Origin of the sequence: Yinghuangia sp. ASG 101 (genome assembly GCF_021165735.1) — a bacterium.
Classification (GTDB): domain Bacteria; phylum Actinomycetota; class Actinomycetes; order Streptomycetales; family Streptomycetaceae; genus Yinghuangia.
Genome location: NZ_CP088911.1, coordinates 1,953,111 through 1,969,257 on the forward strand (window position 1 = coordinate 1,953,111; position 16,147 = coordinate 1,969,257).

Consider the following 16,147-nt stretch of genomic DNA (forward strand, 5'->3'; position numbering starts at 1 on the left):
TCCGCCTCGCGGACGATCTCGTCGATCAGCGAAACCGGGAAGGTACGCCCTTGCGCGTGTCTTGAGCATTGCTCTCGTGATCGTGACCTACGTCGCTTTACGTCGCTTGATGTAGACCTCGCTCCCACCGGTCGTGACGTTCACGGACTGTTGTGGTCAGGGAGGCGGAGGGACCGAGTACTCGCTCGCAAGTGGCGAGCAGGCCTCGGGACTCGGTGAGTGCGTGCGCGACGTCGCCGGATTCGGCGGTCCAGCCCGCGGCGTGGCTTCGGATCGCCAGGGTCATGCGGTCCTCTGCGCCGCGGCTGCTTCGGCATAGGTCGGCGAGCTGGCGTAGACGGCGGGCCGCTCGGCTGGGGTCTCCGGCTCTGCCGATCCAGGTGGCAAGGCGAAGATGGAGGCGGAAGCCGAGTCGTTGGTCGCCGGCAGTGGGCATCTCATGAGCGGCAATGACTTCCTCGAGAGTGCGGACGGCATGCCCTGGGTCGCCGAGGTGCCCTTGGCAGTCCGCGAGCTCGTAGCGAAGGTGGAGGACGCGGCTGTGGGTGGGCCCGACTTCTTGCTCCATCATCTCAGCCCGTTCGCGGAACAGTCTGGCCGCGGTTGCGAAGTCGCCAGCCTCGACCGCTTCGTAGGCAAGTAGGTGGCCGACGTCGCGGTGGGCGCTCGTTCCTGGCGCAACGCGTGGCTCGCGGAATAGCGCCTGCACGTTGGCGTAGGCGTGGCCTGGGCCTTGGGCGTGTCCGGAGTGTCGGGCGTGGAAGACCATGCCGTCTGCGACCACGTGAGCGTCGGGCCCCGTGCGCAACTCCCAGTCTCGGGCGAGATCCAGCCATGCCTGCGCAGCTTCAGCGTGGTTGCCGAGGGTGGCGTTGAACTGCGCGACCCCACGACGCAGCGAGAGGACGAATTCCTCGTCGACGCCGGGAGTCGAACCGAAGGTGGCGAGCAACGATTCGACGATCGCGAGGGCACGGGCGGAATCGCCGTTATGGTGCATATGCCATGCCTCGAGGCTCTGTGCGTACAAGGTCTCGGGGTGGTCTCGCCCGAGGCGGGCCTCGCACTCACGGACGGTGTCAGAGGCGAAGCGGAGCGCTTGTGCCGATCCGTCGCGGGCCTCGATGAGGTAGGAGAGATCACTCATCGCCTGTGGGCGTCGGGCGGCGGCAGGGTCGGCGAGCACGCGACGGTAGGCGCTTTCAGCGATGTCGACCATTTCCCATCCGTTTGCCAGTCCCGCAAGGTCGATGACCTCGTCCAACGTCGCCACGGCGACAAGCGCGGCGACTGCCGCCGACGGTGGCTGGTCCTTGGGGAGAGCGTCGATGAGGTAGTCGAAGGCGCGCAACGCGCCGTGAGTGTTTGGGAGGAGCAGACTGCTGGTTGCGAACAAAGGCGTGGTTGCCCAGGCGACGGCTTCGGTGAGCGGTTCGGGGCGCAGCAGCGCCCCACCTCGCTGTTCCAGGTATGCATCTGCCGCGTCAGCGAGTTCGTGAGCCGTCAGGTGGCGATGAACGCCGCCTCGACGTGCGAGAACGCCGGCGGCTACCAAAGCGGCGCCTCGCGGTTGTGTGCCTGGTGCCCAGGCGTCCTGCCACGCGGAGAACAGTTGAGGGCCTGCCGCCAGGTACTCGGAAACTCCGAACGTATCGGCGTGCTCCAATGCCTCGGCGATCCGCGGGTCAGCAGTGTGCTCCCGAAGTCTCGTCAGCTCGGTCGTCGACCAACGTCGGGGCAGGTGGATGCGATGGGCAAGCCCGATGACTTCCGCTCCCTGGCGTCGGGCATCGTCGCCGAGTCGGTCGGCATAGTGGTTTCCCGCGAACAGGAATCGCGCCTGCTCCTCTGCCCGTATCGTCGCAACGATGGTGTTGCGGTGCCGTCCGCCCGAGACGAGAGCGTGGATGTCTCCTCGGGTCAGCCCACCGGTTCCCAAGTACCGCTCCAGATCGTCCAACCAGATGACGCACGGACGCGCGGAGGTACAGGCTGCCTCCACAGCCGCCGCGATATCGGCTCGACTGTGCGGCTCGACAAGTACGTGGTCACCCAGCACGGCGGTCAACGCCTGATACACCGCACGAGTCTTCCCCGCCGTCGACTCCCCGACCAGCAGGACGAAGTCCCGGCTCTGCACTGCGGTGTGGAGGCGATCGCTGACGTCCCGCGTCACGAATGGCGTAACGCGATCAATCGCCCCGTGCCCAGATGCTGCCGGATGCACGCCGAGCGCGATCGGGTCAGCGCAATCACGCACCAACGGCAGGCGGCCCCGTCCATCCACGACCAGATTGCGACTCACGGTCGTGTTCACGGCTGCCGTACGGTCATGCCTGGCAACCCCTTGGGATGACCACACGCCGGCGATAGTGGCGCCAACAGCACCTACCAACGCCGACCACGGCTCCGTGAACCACCATGTGGCCGCTGCCGCAGAGCTGCCGGCAACCACTGCCGAACCCGCGATAAGAATTCGACCATCCAGCGTTCTGCCCCAACGCCCAGGCAATCCCCGCCCCCGCATCGATCCATCATCCACGGTGCGCGACGTGCCATCCACCACCCCTGCCCGTCAGTAAGCAATGGACAGCACCACTTCCGTGGAACTGCCCTGTCCGGCAGCTCATCGGGGCTCGGCACGAGCCAGAACGGCTGCGACTCCAACAGCTCCGTGTCGGCAATGTCGGCGATGGCGAGACTCCGCACTATGCGGTCCTCGCGATGATGAGGCCCGAAGACCTCGTCGCAAACCTGCGCTGCTTCGCGGACAACGTCGGGTGGTGGTCGAGTTCCTGGATGGAGCCGCGGTTGTGACCGACCGACTCGCCAAACAATCCCCGGCCTCAAGGCGTTCGGTCGGGACGGGCACCGATCCGAACTGAAGTCGCGGAACCGCGCACGGTCGGCGCGGCCGGGGGCGCGCCTCGGCAACGCGCGTACCAAATGCCCCCGGTCTGCCCCCGTGCGCCGCTGGCGGGCGCACATCCTTCAGACGGACGTTTGGTCGGAAACCACCGCACAGCACTCCAACCATGATTGCTCAACGGATGCTCCGAGGCGCGCCCATGTGAGGGGGACGATGATCACCAGGGCACGCACGCAGGCCGCGACGTCCTCACCTGCCCAGGGCATCCTGGCGTTGTGGGCAGCAGACGCTCTTGGCGGCACCGCGGAGCCCGCCGTCAACGGTTTGCGCTTTGCGTTCTACGGGCGGGTGTCGACGGAGGATCATCAGGATCCGGTGACCTCGAAGGCGTGGCAGTTGCTGCGGGCCTAGGCGCTGACGTCGGGTCACGGTCGGGTCGTGGCGGAGTTCTTCGATGTCGGGCACAGCCGGTCGATCCCGTGGGCGCGCCGGCCAGAGGCGGCGGCGTTGCTGGCAGCGCTGGCTGATCCGGATCGGGGCTTCGACGCGATCGTGATCGGGTCGAGCGAACGGGCTTTCTACGGTCAGCAGTTCGCGAACATGGCACCGTTGTTCGCACACTACGGAGCCGCCGTGTGGCTTCCGGAGCTCGGCGGCGAAGTCGATCCGAGTTTGACCGCTCACGATGAACTCATGGTGCTGCTCGGCATCCTGTCCAAGCGCGAGGTGGCACGGGCCCGGATACGTGCACGGACGTCGATGACGGTGCAAGCACGAAACCAGGGACGGTACTTGGGAGGACGGCCGCCGTACGGGTACCGCCTCGTCGACGCCGGCCCCCACCCGAACAACGCCGACGCACGACGCGGGGTCAGGCTCCGGAAGCTCGACGTCGACCCGACCACCGGCCCGGTGGTGACGTGGATCTTCGCGCAGCGGCTCGCCGGGCACAGCAAGGCCCGGATCACGCGGGCGCTCAACGACGCGGGCATCCCGTCTCCGACTGCGGCGGATCCCGAGCGCAACATGCACCGCGCGAACACGCGGTGGACGTTGACGGCGGTGCGGGCGATCCTGGCGAACCCGCGGTACACCGGCCGACAGGTGTGGAACCGGCAACGCACCGACCACGTGCTCGTCGACCCGGACAACACCACTCTGGGGCACCGCGACGTGATGCGTTGGAACGACCGCGACGAGTGGGTGATCTCCGACCGCCCGGCGCACCCGGCGCTGGTGAGCGAAGCAGACTTCGTCCGAGCCCAGGGCATCCGCGCCACCGCGCGGACCCCGGGCCGCACCTATCTGCTCGCGGGCATGCTCGCTTGCGGGCCGTGCGGGCGGCGGATGGAATCGTGCTGGTCCAACGGCAAACCCTCGTACCGCTGTCGGCACGGTTTCTCCAGCGCGACGACTCCGGACCCGGCACGTCCGAAGAACGCGTACGTCCGAGAGGAGTTGGTGCTCCGGCACCTCCCAGCACTGCACGTGCGGCTGGGCGGCAGCCGGAGCACTGTCACGCCGGAGGCGGCACTCGCCTACCTGCAGACTCGGGCGATCAGGCTGATCTACAACCCGACCAATCGGACGGTCACCGCCGACACCGAAGGAAAGGAGCGCGTCTACCTGGGCTGACCTGCAGATACCCCGAGAAGAGAGGGGAGGCGGGCAACGAAAAGCACCCGCCTCGGAGGAGGCCCGAGATCGGGTGCCGATCGGTGTTGCCCGGAAACCGGGCCGCATGTACAGATGGTGTGTCCGACTACACACATGCCATGTCGCGAGGCGCGCAGCAGATTGCGGTGTTGTGATGTCGACCGCCGTCACACCCCCGATGGGCGCTGTCGATATCGCCCGCAATCCCCGGGACTCCGCAGTCCGCGCGGTCACCCTGATCATGGGCGCAGTCGTCGGCCTGACCTTCCTCTTCGGCTTCGGCAACGTCTGGGCACTCGCGCTGCGCCTCGGCGTCCTCCCCTGGGTTGCACCCCTCGTCGCCCCAGCAGTCGATCTTTCAATCTTGGGGCTGCTGCTCGCAATCCGACGGCTTGTTCTGGACGGCGCGGACGCCACCGTGATCCGCCCGGCACGACGGCTCCTCGTGTTCTCCAGCGTGATGACGCTCGCGCTAAATGTCGCCGAACCGCTGATCACCCAGCACTACGGCAAGGCAGCGTTCGACGCCGTCGGGCCCCTTCTGCTTATCGGCTGGGCGGAGGTTGGCCCGGGGCTCCTGGAAGTTCTCAGCCAGCGAGCTGTTACGAAAGAGTTGCCACCTCCGCAGCTTGACAGCGAGACACGAACTATCAAACAGGCAGTTGCCGTGCACAACGCGACAGGCACAGGCGACAACGACACGGCGGGCGCGCAAGAGGATCTGCTAGCCCTGGCACGCGCTGCCGACGTACGACATCGGCACGTGCATCGGCGTCCGATCTCAGCCGAGACTCTCCGTAAAGAACTGCGCGTCGGCGCTCAGCGATCACGACAACTCGTCTGTCAGCGGACGTGGCAAGGTCCCCGTTGGCGGTCGTGAGGCGTCCCCATCCGCGGACATGAATCTCCCCCAGTGACGGACATCTGGCCTCCCCACGCTGTCCGGGAAGGGCGCTTGGCACAGTGCCCTCCCGTGAAGACGAATGAGGAGATCATGGAGATTCTGGCTGCATACGACTTGACGGGCAGTTACCGCAAAGCGGCCGAGTTGGCGGGGTGCGACCACCACACCGTCCGCCGCTATGTGCAGTTGCGCGGGACGGGCATCGACCCGGCCGCGCGGATTCCGCGCACGAAGATGATCGACGCGTTCATGCCGAAGGTCGAGGAACTGATCGAGGCTTCGCGCGGGCGGATCGGCGCCGATCAAGTCCACAAGAAGCTGATCGCGATGGGCTACGGCGGCACCGACCGCACGACCCGGCGGGCGGTGGCCGCGGCGAAGGAGTCGTACCGGACCGGACATCGGCGTGTTCACCGGCCGTGGGTGACCGAACCTGGCCTATGGATGCAATGGGACTGGGGCGAGGGGCCGCGGCTGGGCGATCGCCGCACGTCGCTCTGGTGCGCCTGGCTGGCCTGGTCGCGGTTCCGCGTGGTGATCCCGGTGCTGGACAAGACGATCCCGACGGTCGCCGCGTGTCTGGACGCGACGTTCCGCGTGTTCGGCGGGGTCCCGACCTACTGCCTGACCGACAACGAGAAGACGGTGACGTCAACGCACATCGCGAACGTCGCGGTGCGCAACCCGGACATCGTTCCGATCGCGCGGTTCTACGGCACCGTGATCCGCACCTGCATGCCCGCGGACCCGGCCTCCAAGGGCGGAGTGGAGAACACGGTGAAGGTCGCCAAGCGGGACCTGGTCCCGACCGCGACGAACCTGCGGTCCTCCTACGGTTCGTTCGCCGAGATCGAGGCCGCCTGTGATGCGTTCATGGCCGAGGTCAACGGGCGGGTCCACCGGGAGACCCGCCGGGCTCCGGTCGAGATGCTCGGCGAGGAGCGGTTCCGGCTGCACCAGGTCCCCGAACACCCCTACACCGCGGCGTTCGGCACCAGCCGGCAGGTCCACGACAAGGACTCCACCATCCGCGTTGACCAAGTCCGCTACTCGGTGCCGCACCAGCTGGCCGGCGGGCAGGTGTTCGTGCGCTGGCACGCCGATGAACTGGTCGTCACCGCCGTCGTCGACGGCACACCGGCCGAGGTCGTCCGGCACCCCCGCTCCACGCCCGGCAACCCGGTGATCCTGGACGAGCACTACCCGGATTCAGCCCGCGGAGCCCGGGTCCCGAGGCCGACGAACGCCGCCGAGGAGGCGTTCTTGACGATCGGCCCCGGCGCGGCGTCATGGCTGGAGGAAGCAGCCGCCGAAGGAGTGCGCGGCATCGCCGCCAAGATGGCCGAGGCGGTCGCGCTCGCGAAACTGCGCGGCCAAGGAGCAGTCGACCGGGCGTTGGGCACCGCGGCGTTGGCGGGCCGGTTCAGCGAGGGCGACCTGCGCTCGATCCTGGACCACCAGGCGTTCCACGACGCGCCCGCCGCACCGTCGCGGGCCGGCGAGCAGCACAGCCTGCAGCCGGGCACCTCCGCATGGTCGGGATTCGGCGACCCGCGGTGAGGACGGCTGCTCTCAGGCCGCGCCGTCGCCGGGGAAGGGAGCGTCGAGCAGGCCGCACGCGAACGGGAACGACCACAACTGGTCCCGCCGGTTCGGATCGCTTTCGGCGTCGGCGAGTTCACCCAGTACCTGGATCAGCCGCTGCTGCTGTTCAGCCGGCAGGTTCTTCACGACGAACGCGACGTTCTCCGTCATCTTCACCGCGGAGTCCGGGTCGACTTCGTCATCGCCGCAGCTGTCGAGCCACCACACGATGTCCACGACGAGCCCAGCCAGGGCCGTCACCAGCGGATCTGTCTCGTTCACCCGCGCAACCTATCCGACCCGGCACCAGCCACCACAGGAAGAGTTCATGTCCGACATCACGCCCCTGCCCGCCGTCCGGCCCCGACCGTCGGCTCCTGCTTCCGCTGTCGCCGCGACGTCCGGCGCCGCGTTCGACGAGGCGGTCACCCTGACCAAGGCGCTGAAACTCCCGCATATCCGCCGCGCGATGACCGAGGTCATCCCGACCGCGAAGGCGCAACGCTGGGACCCCGCCGAGGTCGTCCGCGCGCTGCTGGCCGAGGAAGCGGCAGGCCGCGCCGCGTCGAACCTGCGCGCTCGCCGTCAGCGCGCGCAGTTCCCGACCGGCAAGACGTTCCACATCTGGAACGAGGACGCATCGTCGATCCCGGTCCCAACCCAAAGTGCCCTGCAGACGCTGGAATGGATCGGCCGCCGCGAGAACCTCTGCGTCTGCGGACCGTCCGGCACCGGCAAGAGCCACTTCACCGAAGCCCTCGGCCAAGCCGCTGTCGACGCCGGGATGACGGTCGCCTGGTTCACCATCGAGGATCTCGGCGGCCTGGTCCGCCGACACCGCGTCGACGACTCCGTCACCAAAGCATTCGCCCGCCTGACCAGGACCGACCTCGTGATCGTGGACGACATCGGGCTCCTGCCCGTCTCCGTCGACGCCGCCGAGGGCTTCTATCGCCTGGTCGACGCTGCCTACGAGCGCAAGAGCCTCGCGGTCTCCAGCAATCTGCACCCGTCAGGGTTCGACGAGATCATGCCGAAGACCCTCGCCACCGCGACCGTCGATCGTCTGCTCCACCACGCGCACGTGGTTGTCACCTCCGGCGACAGCCACCGGCTCTCCGAAGCCGTCAACGGCAACGGAGTCGTCGCCCTGAGCTGAGGTCAGGCCCCGGGGAACTTTCCTGTCCACGCGGGGAGAACTCACGTCTCCTGGGGGAGAACCGCTGTCCGCCAGCGTGTTACCAGTCATGTCCGCCACCGGGGACCGCTTCACGTCCATTGACACTCGTCGCCGCAATCCGAGAAGACACGCAACCTCAGACCTGCAGCAGCTGACTGCGGCCGGCCCCAACGTCAGTCATCCTTCATCAAGAGTCCAGAACGATGTTCGTGTGTGGGGCCCGAATCCCCCGAACGATCATGGGCCGAGGCGGCTCAGCAAGTACCTAAGCACCGGTGGCGATGCGCTGACAGCTCTGGTCAATCACGGGCGGAGTGAGGCTCGTCGGCACGCTGAAGATCTTTGCCTCGGCGATGTCACACTGGCGCCTCTTACCCGCACTATCTGTTGCACGCGGTTTTCCAAGCACCGCTGAGCAGATGGAGACGTGACCGCCATGGACCCGATATGGACTGGGGCACTCGCGATGCTTGTCCCTGCCACCGCCCGACTGTGCTACTTGTGGATCAAAAGCCGGACCGCGGTGCGATTGACCCGCCTGGAGCAGCAGGGCCTCAGCGAGAGGGTGCGCTGCTTGCCGCAGGGCAGTCGCCTGTCTGAGAAGTCCCGAAACCGAGAAATCGTCATCCAAGTCGGGGACACAGTTCTGAAAGAGCACAGGCGTGGGTGACCAGCGAGCAGAGGTCCGACAACGGAGAGTCACGCAACGGCCATCACCACAGACGCGACTGCGCGCGCCCGGGAGCCGACTTGATTTCGCTCTGTTCTACTCCGAGCATCTGGGGCTTCTGACACGGTTCGTGATGCGTCTGGGCGCCTCTCCGTACGAGGCTGCGGAAGCCGCACAGTCTGCGTTCGTCGAAGCGTTTCCAAAATGGTCACAGATCACGACCCCTCCGGCCTGGCTGCGTACGGTCGCCGCACGGGCCTATCTGCGCCAGACCCAGATCCGTGAGCAGCCAACAGACGCCATTCCAGAACGGTCCGGTGGAGCATGCCCCCTGGCCGCCTTGGTCTTGAAAGATGAGGAACAGCGTGTGTACGCGGCCTTGAGCTCACTGTCCCCGCGTCAGCGCCAGGTCATGGCATGGCACCTGGACGGCTTCTCGCATTCCGAGATCAGCGAGGAGCTGGGAATGACTGCAGAGGCGGTTCGCCAAAACTACGCTCGCGCCCGGGTGTCCTTGAAACGCACCCTGGGCCTGGCCGTGGGAGAGCAACCATGACAGACAACCGCAGCGCCGACTTCAGCCACAACGACGAGGACGCACAGCTTGATCAACTCCTTGCGCGCGCGGATGAGTCGCTACACAGCTCTCTAGAGGAAGCTCTGGAGCACGACAACGGGCTGGCCAGCATTTTCCAGCTCTATCCCTTGCGCTCCAGGCATCGCCGTCGTGCTGGACAATCACGGGCTGCTCGGGATCGCCCGCCCCAGGAAGCCATCGCTGACCAGCGTCATGGATCCCAGCGCCCCTGACTCCAACCATTCTGCGGGCGACAGGAGTTCGGTTCACAAGCCACCGAGCGTGGAGTGGGAGGAGCTGAGTGCATCGAACGAGGAGGCGTACCGGGAAGCAAGCCGGTGCGCGTAGGCAACTTGACGGCCCGTGGAAGCTCGCGCGGTCAGGGTCCTGACGTTCCTGTTCGGCTTGATCAAAGATGATCGAGCGCCCGTGCTGCGATCAATGGGCACTCTTCGTAGATGGCGCAAACCCCGAATGAGGTTCTGCGGGTACGCCTGGGGGTACACGGTCGCACTGGCTGCGGACTACATCCTCGTGCTCCTCAGGTAGGCGACGTCAGGGCCGGGGTCTGTTCGGACGGTGGGGAGCTTGCGCTCGTTTCGGGCGCTCAAACGTCACTTGTGGGTGGGCGTGTCCGAGGCAACGGAACCGTCGGACCTGCAACGCGATCACCACAGGACGGCCGCCGACCGCGCTGTCGGCGAGTCGGTGTACGTATCGTCGCACCCTGCCCGGCAGCATCCCCGGCCGGGACACGCACGCCCACCAACTCGCCGTCAGCCGCCACATTTTCTTCGACTTGGTGCAACCACAGGGCTTGGAAGAAGGACATCAGCCACAACCGTTCATGATCGCGGTCTTGGTGACCGTCGCGGCACCGGCACTGAAAGTCATCCAGAACCAGAATTCGGCCGTCGTCGAGAACGTGTGTCCAGAGCCGTGACGCGCCGAGCCTGTTTCAGGGCGCCACGGATCGCTACCACTTGATAATGGGTGCACTGTGATTGATCAGTGATGAGGTCGTCCGTTACGCAAGCCACTCCGGTGGAATCAAAGCATTGCGGCGCCCGTCGACAGGACGCCAGTTCTCGACGACGGACTCTTGGAACCACGGGTGCTCGGTGAGATTAGCATGGTCACAGACAATAATCTGAAGCTTGCCCTCGTTAATTGCCACGACGTCCCGCAAGAGTTCGAAGTACGCGGTGACGGTCGCCCAGTCGGCGTCTTCCACGGTGGACGCGTCCTTGATCTTTTCTGGGAAGAACGCCTGTGTTGGTTGATCCAGCATCAAAAAGCTGGGCACCGGTCGGCTACTCAGTCGAAAATATGTGTGCAGGGCCAAGTGAGCGACGAGGTGGTATCCGATCCAGTTTTTCGCACTTCCGATGCGATTGAGGGGTAGCCGGCCGATGGAGCGCCTTACGACGACGTTGAGCTGAGTCAGGCTAATCGACACTTCGTCCGCGTTGGCCGCCTGGCCAAGGTTGAGCCGCTTCGCCCAGGAGGTCATGTTGACACCAATCTTGGCGAGTCGACGCTCGGTCTCCGCCGTAACGTCGTCCTCGTCGATGAGAACTTGGAGGGCGGACACGGCTTCTTGCGCCAACTGCAGCTCGTTACGGAGGCGGCTGAGGTCACCGTCACGGGTTCCTGCAGTTCCGCTCAACGCTTGTTCGATGCGCCCTTGCACCCGCGCAGCACGCACGTACTGGTCCTGGAGGGCTCTCATACGCTCCTCTGCGGCTGACAGTTCTCGCAGTTGCGCCCCGTTGGTCCTCAATTGGCCGAGGATTGCTTCACGCTGTGCTTCGAGTGCACGCCGGTGCAAGTCGCGGATGGGCCGGACAGCCTGGGCTTGGGAGAGTTCCTCGGCGATCTGCTCGGTCAGCAGGACGATCTCGGCTGCAGACGTGTCGGGTGTCAGCAGGGGTTGCGCACACATCGGGCAGGTGTCCACTGCGTGTTCGGCCTCGGGGCCGAGGAGGTCAAGGGTTTTGAGACGGCCTAGCTGCAGGTGCAGTTCGCCTGAGAACGCCTCCTCCTGTTTCTGCCATCGCTTGACCTGCGCCAAGGAGTCTTCCAGTTCCTGCAGTTGCTGACGCAGAACCCTACGCTCGGTGTTGAGGAGGGTGCGCTCATCATCCGGCGCGGCCGGGTCGGCCTCCCTGGGGACTGACTGAAGGCTACGCTGCAGCAAGGCTCGGACGTCTTGGGGAGAAGGTGCTAGGGGGATGTCCGCGAGGAGCCCCTCAGTGCGCGCCAAGCGCAGCAGCGTGAGTTCGTCCGCTTCGGCCGCCGACTGGCGGCGCATGGCCTCCTCCAATTTGCGGTGCGCCGCGCGTTGCGCTCGTTGTGCGTCACCGAAGTGATATCGGCGTAGTGCCTGTTCGGGCCCGGCCGCTCCCAGGAAGTAGGGAAGGGTGTCTTTAATGGCCTGAGCGATCCCGTTCTCCGTTTGCCGGTGGAACAGCGTCGCCTTGTCATCGATTTCGTTTTGGTTTTGGAAGCAGAGTAGGGCCGCCTGTGCTACGGACACGTCGAATGCATGACGTGAGGAGCCAGCCGGGGGCTGGAATCGGAAGTCCTCGATGCCCAGGCGGGCGCTCAATTCTTTGCGTACGGCGGATGTGTCCGCGTTGACGACAAGCTCGTCGGAACGCGGTAGTTGCAAGGTTCGGTCGCCGGTCCGAATCATTGCTTGGGTCGTGGAGGCCCCGGTCGGACGTGGTCGGGCCACCACCATGCGTTGATCTCCGAAGCTGACCAGCAACGCGTACCAGCCGATCGTCTGGTCGATCGGCTCGTCCGGAAGACCGGGTACGCTGCGGCCGAGGCAGTATTCGACGATGTCGAGCACCTCCGACTTTCCGGTCTCGGACTCCCCAGTAAGGATGTTCAGCGCCCCCGGACGGAATCGGAGGACCCGGGACTCTGGCCTGCGGTCTCGGTGGTAGAGGGCCAGGGCGAGTAGCTGCATGGCGGTTCAGGGGCTCCTTGTTTCCAGTCGTTCACGGGCGAACACCGAGGAGGGTGAAGGCAGTAACCGGTTCAAGGACGGCAAGCCATCGGCCCACGAGGGCCGCACGGCGCGCACAATCCGCTACCTCTTCGCCGGCAATCATCCCCGCAGCCTTGGGGCGCCTTGGACACGTGAGCCCGAGTTCGACCACCTCTACAGCACGGTGTCGGACGGCAGTTCGCAGACTGGCGCGTGTGTAAGAGGTCAACGCGGGGGCTCGTTCTCCGAATGCCGCCTGATGGTGAGGGTGGTCTGTCAGCCAGGCCGCCATGGAGCGCGAGGCCTGTCGGGGCAAGTCGTTGCGGGTATCCACGGGGAGGACCAGCGGAAGCACGAGGAAGGCGCTGGGCCAGGGCAGCGGTCGACCGGAACGGTCGTTGGCAGCCTGAACACTGCTGGCCAGGAGGTACGCGCCGAACACCGGATTCAGCAGGGTCTGTGCTTCGGGGACTCGCTGCGATGCGGTCATGCTCACTCGCCTCGTACTCTATGGCGCTTTTCGCACAGTTCGACGAAGTCCGGATGCCAACCCACAGCTTCCTCAGCGACGGATGTATGAGCCGCGCGGTCGGCCAGGCTGTGCATCGTTCCTCGTCCAATCCAGGCGGCCGTTGCACTGCCGGGACGAGCGGGTTCATCGGCCGCCCGATCCAGGGTGTCGTTCAGAACACGTGCGCCGATGGCGGTGCGTTCCGGCTCCGGAGTCTCAGCGTCGACGACGTCAGTGTGTCTCGCGAACACGTGGTCCCACTCGTACCGGAGCCGCTGCTCGTACTCTTCGAGTCCTGCCTCGGTGATCTTGAACGTGCGAAGCCACTCGGATCGCTGTGCCCGAGCGTGGTGGTAGTCACGGAGGTGGGTGGCGATTGCGCGGTCCCTCAGGCCCACCCATCTCATCTGGGCAACGACCAGGTCATCCTCGTATCCTGCGATCTCCGCGTCTGTAAGCCGACGCAGGCTCTCGGTGATCGGCAGGTTCCGGACGGCAAACCGATCCTTCACCTCGTCCAGGCGACACAGCAGCTCCTCGGCGCTCACGGAAGCACGTCGCCGGTTGGGGTTTTTACGTTCCAGCAGTTCCACAGCCACGCCGTACCACCACCCTTTGATCTCGGCGAGGATCGAGCTGGAGTCCTGACCACGGTTGATCCCCAGTGCTCGGGTCAACCTACGGTCCATGTCAGACATCAGCGGTGCCCCGTCACATACCTCGATGGCATCCACCAAGCGGTAGCGCTGAGTCTGCGGGAGGTCCAAGAATCGCCTTCGATCAGGCGCTGTGGTCTTGGGTTCCGGGGCTTCCGCCACGTCGATCATGCGCGCCAACGCAACGTCGACTCGACGTCCCGGGCCGGGACGGAGCATGTGCAAGAACGTGCCTTCTGCTGCGACCTGCGTCGAGACAAGTCGAAGCAAGGGCATGGATCCGCCCACAAGGCACCCCAGCGTCGTCAGCGCATCGATCCACGACGCCACCGAACGCCAAAAGTCCTTACCCGTCTCGCTGAGTTGACCGGCGTCACCACGATGCTTGGACTGCAGCAGTTCAAATGGATCTTGGGACTCGTCACGGAGGAACTCGATATCGTCGAGAACCTCCATCCGGACTTCCACCGACGGGTCTTCCTCCCAGCTGCGATCGGCCAGTTCCAGCAGAGCCAGTTCGCACTGATAGAGATACCCGGTCATCTGACCTGCCGCTGAATGCGACCCCGTCTGCGCCACGTTCCCCACTGTTGGTCGAGCTCCGACCAGCGTCTGCTGCAGTCGTCAGACTGCGGAGGACGCCGAACGACGATGTGAACGAAAGAGATTGCGCGCCGCAACCTGCTCCTCAAAGCTAGCAGTGTCGGCGGCCTGATCCGTCTGGCGTGTACAACCACATATACATGTACTCAGGAGATCGGCCATGGTGGTTTCCAGAGACATCGCGACTGAGTGACTGTCGTTCGGGAGATTATTTCCAAGGACGGTCTGATTTGGTTGCGCGGACGTCAGCGCCCCCCACGACCGTTCGCAAGAAGTCGCTGTTGGGGCTGGCTGCTCGCTGGATGAGCGCGCAGCCAGCCGGGGTGCGACGGGCAGCACCAACTCGTCTCCGGCGGCCCAGCCGTGCCGCCGCTACCGCATCGCTGGATGAGTGCGCATCACGCCTGATTACTCTGCTGGTCAGGAGACTGCTCCAGTTGCAGTTCTCGCTTGCGCTGCTCCTCCTTGATCTTCTCGACCAGACGCGCAAACCGGCGAAGCCTTTCCTTTTCAGCTTGCTCCGGATCAAGGGCCGGATCGACTGACTCGTAGTCCTCAAGGTGGAACTGAACCGCGACGTAGTGCTTCTCCAGCTCGTCTGCTGTGGACTGCAGGTTGAACCCGCGTTCGCGGAACTTGAAGTAACCGGACAGGCCGGCCGAGATGCCCACTGCCGCACTCAAGATGGTGGCGGTCAGACTCAATGGCGAGATCTTGCTGTCGAGGGCTACCAATGTGGAGGCGACGATCGACCCGGCAATGATCGCGGCCTGCAGCCCATTGTTCACTCGCCTGTTCCGCATCGCCCGCCGACGATAGGAGTCCATCAGCTCCAACGTGGACTCGCGGTAGATCCGCAGAGCCGCCTCGGAGTAGAGCGGGAGCGCGGCTGCAGCGTTCTGTTTCGCCGAGAGCGTCTGGCGCACCGCGGAGGTGAGGTCTACCAGCTTCTTTCGGTTGCTGATCAGGAGAACCCCGGCAACGACCCACAGCGCCAGTACGATGACGAGCCCGGCCCAGCGGGTGAACGTGGGCTTCTCGTCCCAGAGGCCGACAACCACTGTGTAGCCGAGCAAGCCAGTCAGCGCCATGCCACCGAACGCGGTCAGGTAGTACATGCGCCGATGGAAACGAGAGGCGTGAAGTTCCTGCAGCGCGTGGTCGTACGCGCGGCTCTGTTCCCGGTAAAGCCGTTCCCGTTCAGTGATCGCGTCTTCGCTCAATTGCGCCACTGGTCCCCCTTGTTGCGCGTGCAGCAACACTAGAACGTGCTGCACCCCCATAACCGAAGTCCGAGCTCTCCGCTCGAACACGGATAACGCGGCCCCGCGGCCAAGCCAAGCAGATCGATGGCGGATAGGGGCGAGAATGAGCCTTTCTCTCCCCTGAGCACGTTCCTTGTCCGGTGCGACAACCGCGCTGTACGGTCACACAGCGCCGGGGCTTGGCCCGCGGCGGCAAAGCGTCCATCGGTGTCCGCAGGTCGGCATCTGCCAGAGGCCCCGGCAGAGGCGAGTTGGCCGCGTCGGGGTGGCGAAACCCTGACCATCCAGTACCGGGAGAACAACCAGACCGCCCCGACCGTCGTCCCCATCGCCCTGGCCTGGCAATGATCAGCGATACGGTGGGTGCGCTCAGCAGCCCTCGGTATGCCTGTTGAACTCGCTACGGTGCAGAAGGTGCGGACCTGGCCGGCTGGGCATCCGTCGCACTCTTCCTCGACATGTAGTCGCGGATGATCGTCGGTGGCAGATCGCTCTGAACTACGCCGGGTTCATTAGGGATGTCCGGCCCCGTGGCCACCGAATTTTCGCTCAGCGGCGTTTCGACCGCGTCAACAACGGTGCTGGGGACCTGATTCGCCGCGTCATCCCCCGGCGCGATCGATCTTAAGACGCGAGACAGGCGGCTGAAGTCGTGGGACCGCGCGCGGTCG

The 16,147-nt window shown here is 65.4% G+C and carries 13 protein-coding genes; 7 read left to right on the plus strand and 6 right to left on the minus strand.

The window, feature by feature from the left end:
- Nucleotides 1–97: 97 nt before the first annotated feature.
- Nucleotides 98–2,317, minus strand: coding sequence for a hypothetical protein (locus LO772_RS07965; protein WP_231777678.1), 2,220 nt, complete (start codon nt 2,315–2,317; stop codon nt 98–100).
- A gap of 765 nt (nt 2,318–3,082) precedes the next feature.
- On the opposite strand from LO772_RS07965, the gene LO772_RS07970 reads away from it, so the two are divergent.
- The 4 genes from LO772_RS07970 (at nt 3,083) to istA (ending at nt 6,989) form a co-directional block, all read left to right on the plus strand.
- Complete coding sequence (locus LO772_RS07970; RefSeq protein WP_231777679.1) at nt 3,083–3,280, plus strand: hypothetical protein; 198 nt, start codon at nt 3,083–3,085, stop codon at nt 3,278–3,280.
- A gap of 27 nt (nt 3,281–3,307) precedes the next feature.
- Entirely contained in the window at nt 3,308–4,504 is a 1,197-nt protein-coding gene (locus LO772_RS07975; protein ID WP_231777680.1) for a recombinase family protein, read from the plus strand.
- Between the two features lie 175 nt (nt 4,505–4,679).
- Complete coding sequence (locus tag LO772_RS07980; RefSeq protein ID WP_231777681.1) at nt 4,680–5,405, plus strand: SpdA protein; 726 nt, start codon at nt 4,680–4,682, stop codon at nt 5,403–5,405.
- A gap of 93 nt (nt 5,406–5,498) precedes the next feature.
- On the plus strand, nt 5,499–6,989 hold the full coding sequence (gene istA / locus LO772_RS07985) for an IS21 family transposase (protein ID WP_231777682.1): 1,491 nt from the start codon (nt 5,499–5,501) through the stop codon (nt 6,987–6,989).
- Nucleotides 6,990–7,001: 12 nt separating this feature from the next.
- Here the strand turns inward: istA and LO772_RS07990 are convergent, their stop codons facing one another.
- Nucleotides 7,002–7,295, minus strand: a complete 294-nt coding sequence (locus LO772_RS07990) for a hypothetical protein (protein WP_231777683.1) — start codon at nt 7,293–7,295, stop codon at nt 7,002–7,004.
- Between the two features lie 46 nt (nt 7,296–7,341).
- Between LO772_RS07990 and istB the strand changes: the two genes are divergently transcribed.
- From istB to LO772_RS08005, 3 genes are all read left to right on the plus strand, one after another.
- Nucleotides 7,342–8,172 (plus strand): IS21-like element helper ATPase IstB, encoded by an 831-nt coding sequence (istB, locus tag LO772_RS07995; RefSeq protein ID WP_231777684.1) that lies wholly within the window; start codon nt 7,342–7,344, stop codon nt 8,170–8,172.
- Between the two features lie 683 nt (nt 8,173–8,855).
- A complete protein-coding gene (locus LO772_RS08000; RefSeq protein WP_231777685.1) occupies nt 8,856–9,419 on the plus strand; it encodes an RNA polymerase sigma factor in 564 nt (187 codons plus the stop codon).
- Nucleotides 9,416–9,673, plus strand: coding sequence for a hypothetical protein (locus tag LO772_RS08005; RefSeq protein ID WP_231777686.1), 258 nt, complete (start codon nt 9,416–9,418; stop codon nt 9,671–9,673). Before LO772_RS08000 ends, LO772_RS08005 begins: the two co-directional genes overlap by 4 nt.
- A gap of 794 nt (nt 9,674–10,467) precedes the next feature.
- On the opposite strand, the gene LO772_RS08010 is transcribed toward LO772_RS08005, so the two are convergent.
- From LO772_RS08010 to LO772_RS08025, 4 genes are all read right to left on the minus strand, one after another.
- Entirely contained in the window at nt 10,468–12,420 is a 1,953-nt protein-coding gene (locus LO772_RS08010; RefSeq protein ID WP_231777687.1) for a DUF3732 domain-containing protein, read from the minus strand.
- A 31-nt stretch (nt 12,421–12,451) separates the two neighbouring features.
- Nucleotides 12,452–12,931 carry a three component ABC system middle component gene (locus tag LO772_RS08015; RefSeq protein ID WP_231777688.1) on the minus strand — a complete coding sequence of 160 codons (480 nt, stop codon included), beginning with the start codon at nt 12,929–12,931 and terminating at the stop codon, nt 12,452–12,454.
- 2 nt (nt 12,932–12,933) lie between these two features.
- Nucleotides 12,934–14,187 carry an ABC-three component system protein gene (locus tag LO772_RS08020; RefSeq protein WP_231777689.1) on the minus strand — a complete coding sequence of 418 codons (1,254 nt, stop codon included), beginning with the start codon at nt 14,185–14,187 and terminating at the stop codon, nt 12,934–12,936.
- A 422-nt stretch (nt 14,188–14,609) separates the two neighbouring features.
- Complete coding sequence (locus LO772_RS08025; protein WP_231777690.1) at nt 14,610–15,443, minus strand: DUF4231 domain-containing protein; 834 nt, start codon at nt 15,441–15,443, stop codon at nt 14,610–14,612.
- Nucleotides 15,444–16,147 lie beyond the last annotated feature (704 nt).

Bases quoted from the DNA above. Each gene is read 5' to 3' on its own strand.
- LO772_RS07970 (WP_231777679.1), top strand. From the start codon at position 3,083: ATGATCACCAGGGCACGCACGCAGGCCGCGACGTCCTCACCTGCCCAG.
- istB (WP_231777684.1), top strand. From the start codon at position 7,342: ATGTCCGACATCACGCCCCTGCCCGCCGTCCGGCCCCGACCGTCGGCT.
- LO772_RS07980 (WP_231777681.1), top strand. From the start codon at position 4,680: ATGTCGACCGCCGTCACACCCCCGATGGGCGCTGTCGATATCGCCCGC.
- LO772_RS08015 (WP_231777688.1), bottom strand. From the start codon at position 12,931: ATGACCGCATCGCAGCGAGTCCCCGAAGCACAGACCCTGCTGAATCCG.
- LO772_RS08005 (WP_231777686.1), top strand. From the start codon at position 9,416: ATGACAGACAACCGCAGCGCCGACTTCAGCCACAACGACGAGGACGCA.
- LO772_RS08010 (WP_231777687.1), bottom strand. From the start codon at position 12,420: ATGCAGCTACTCGCCCTGGCCCTCTACCACCGAGACCGCAGGCCAGAG.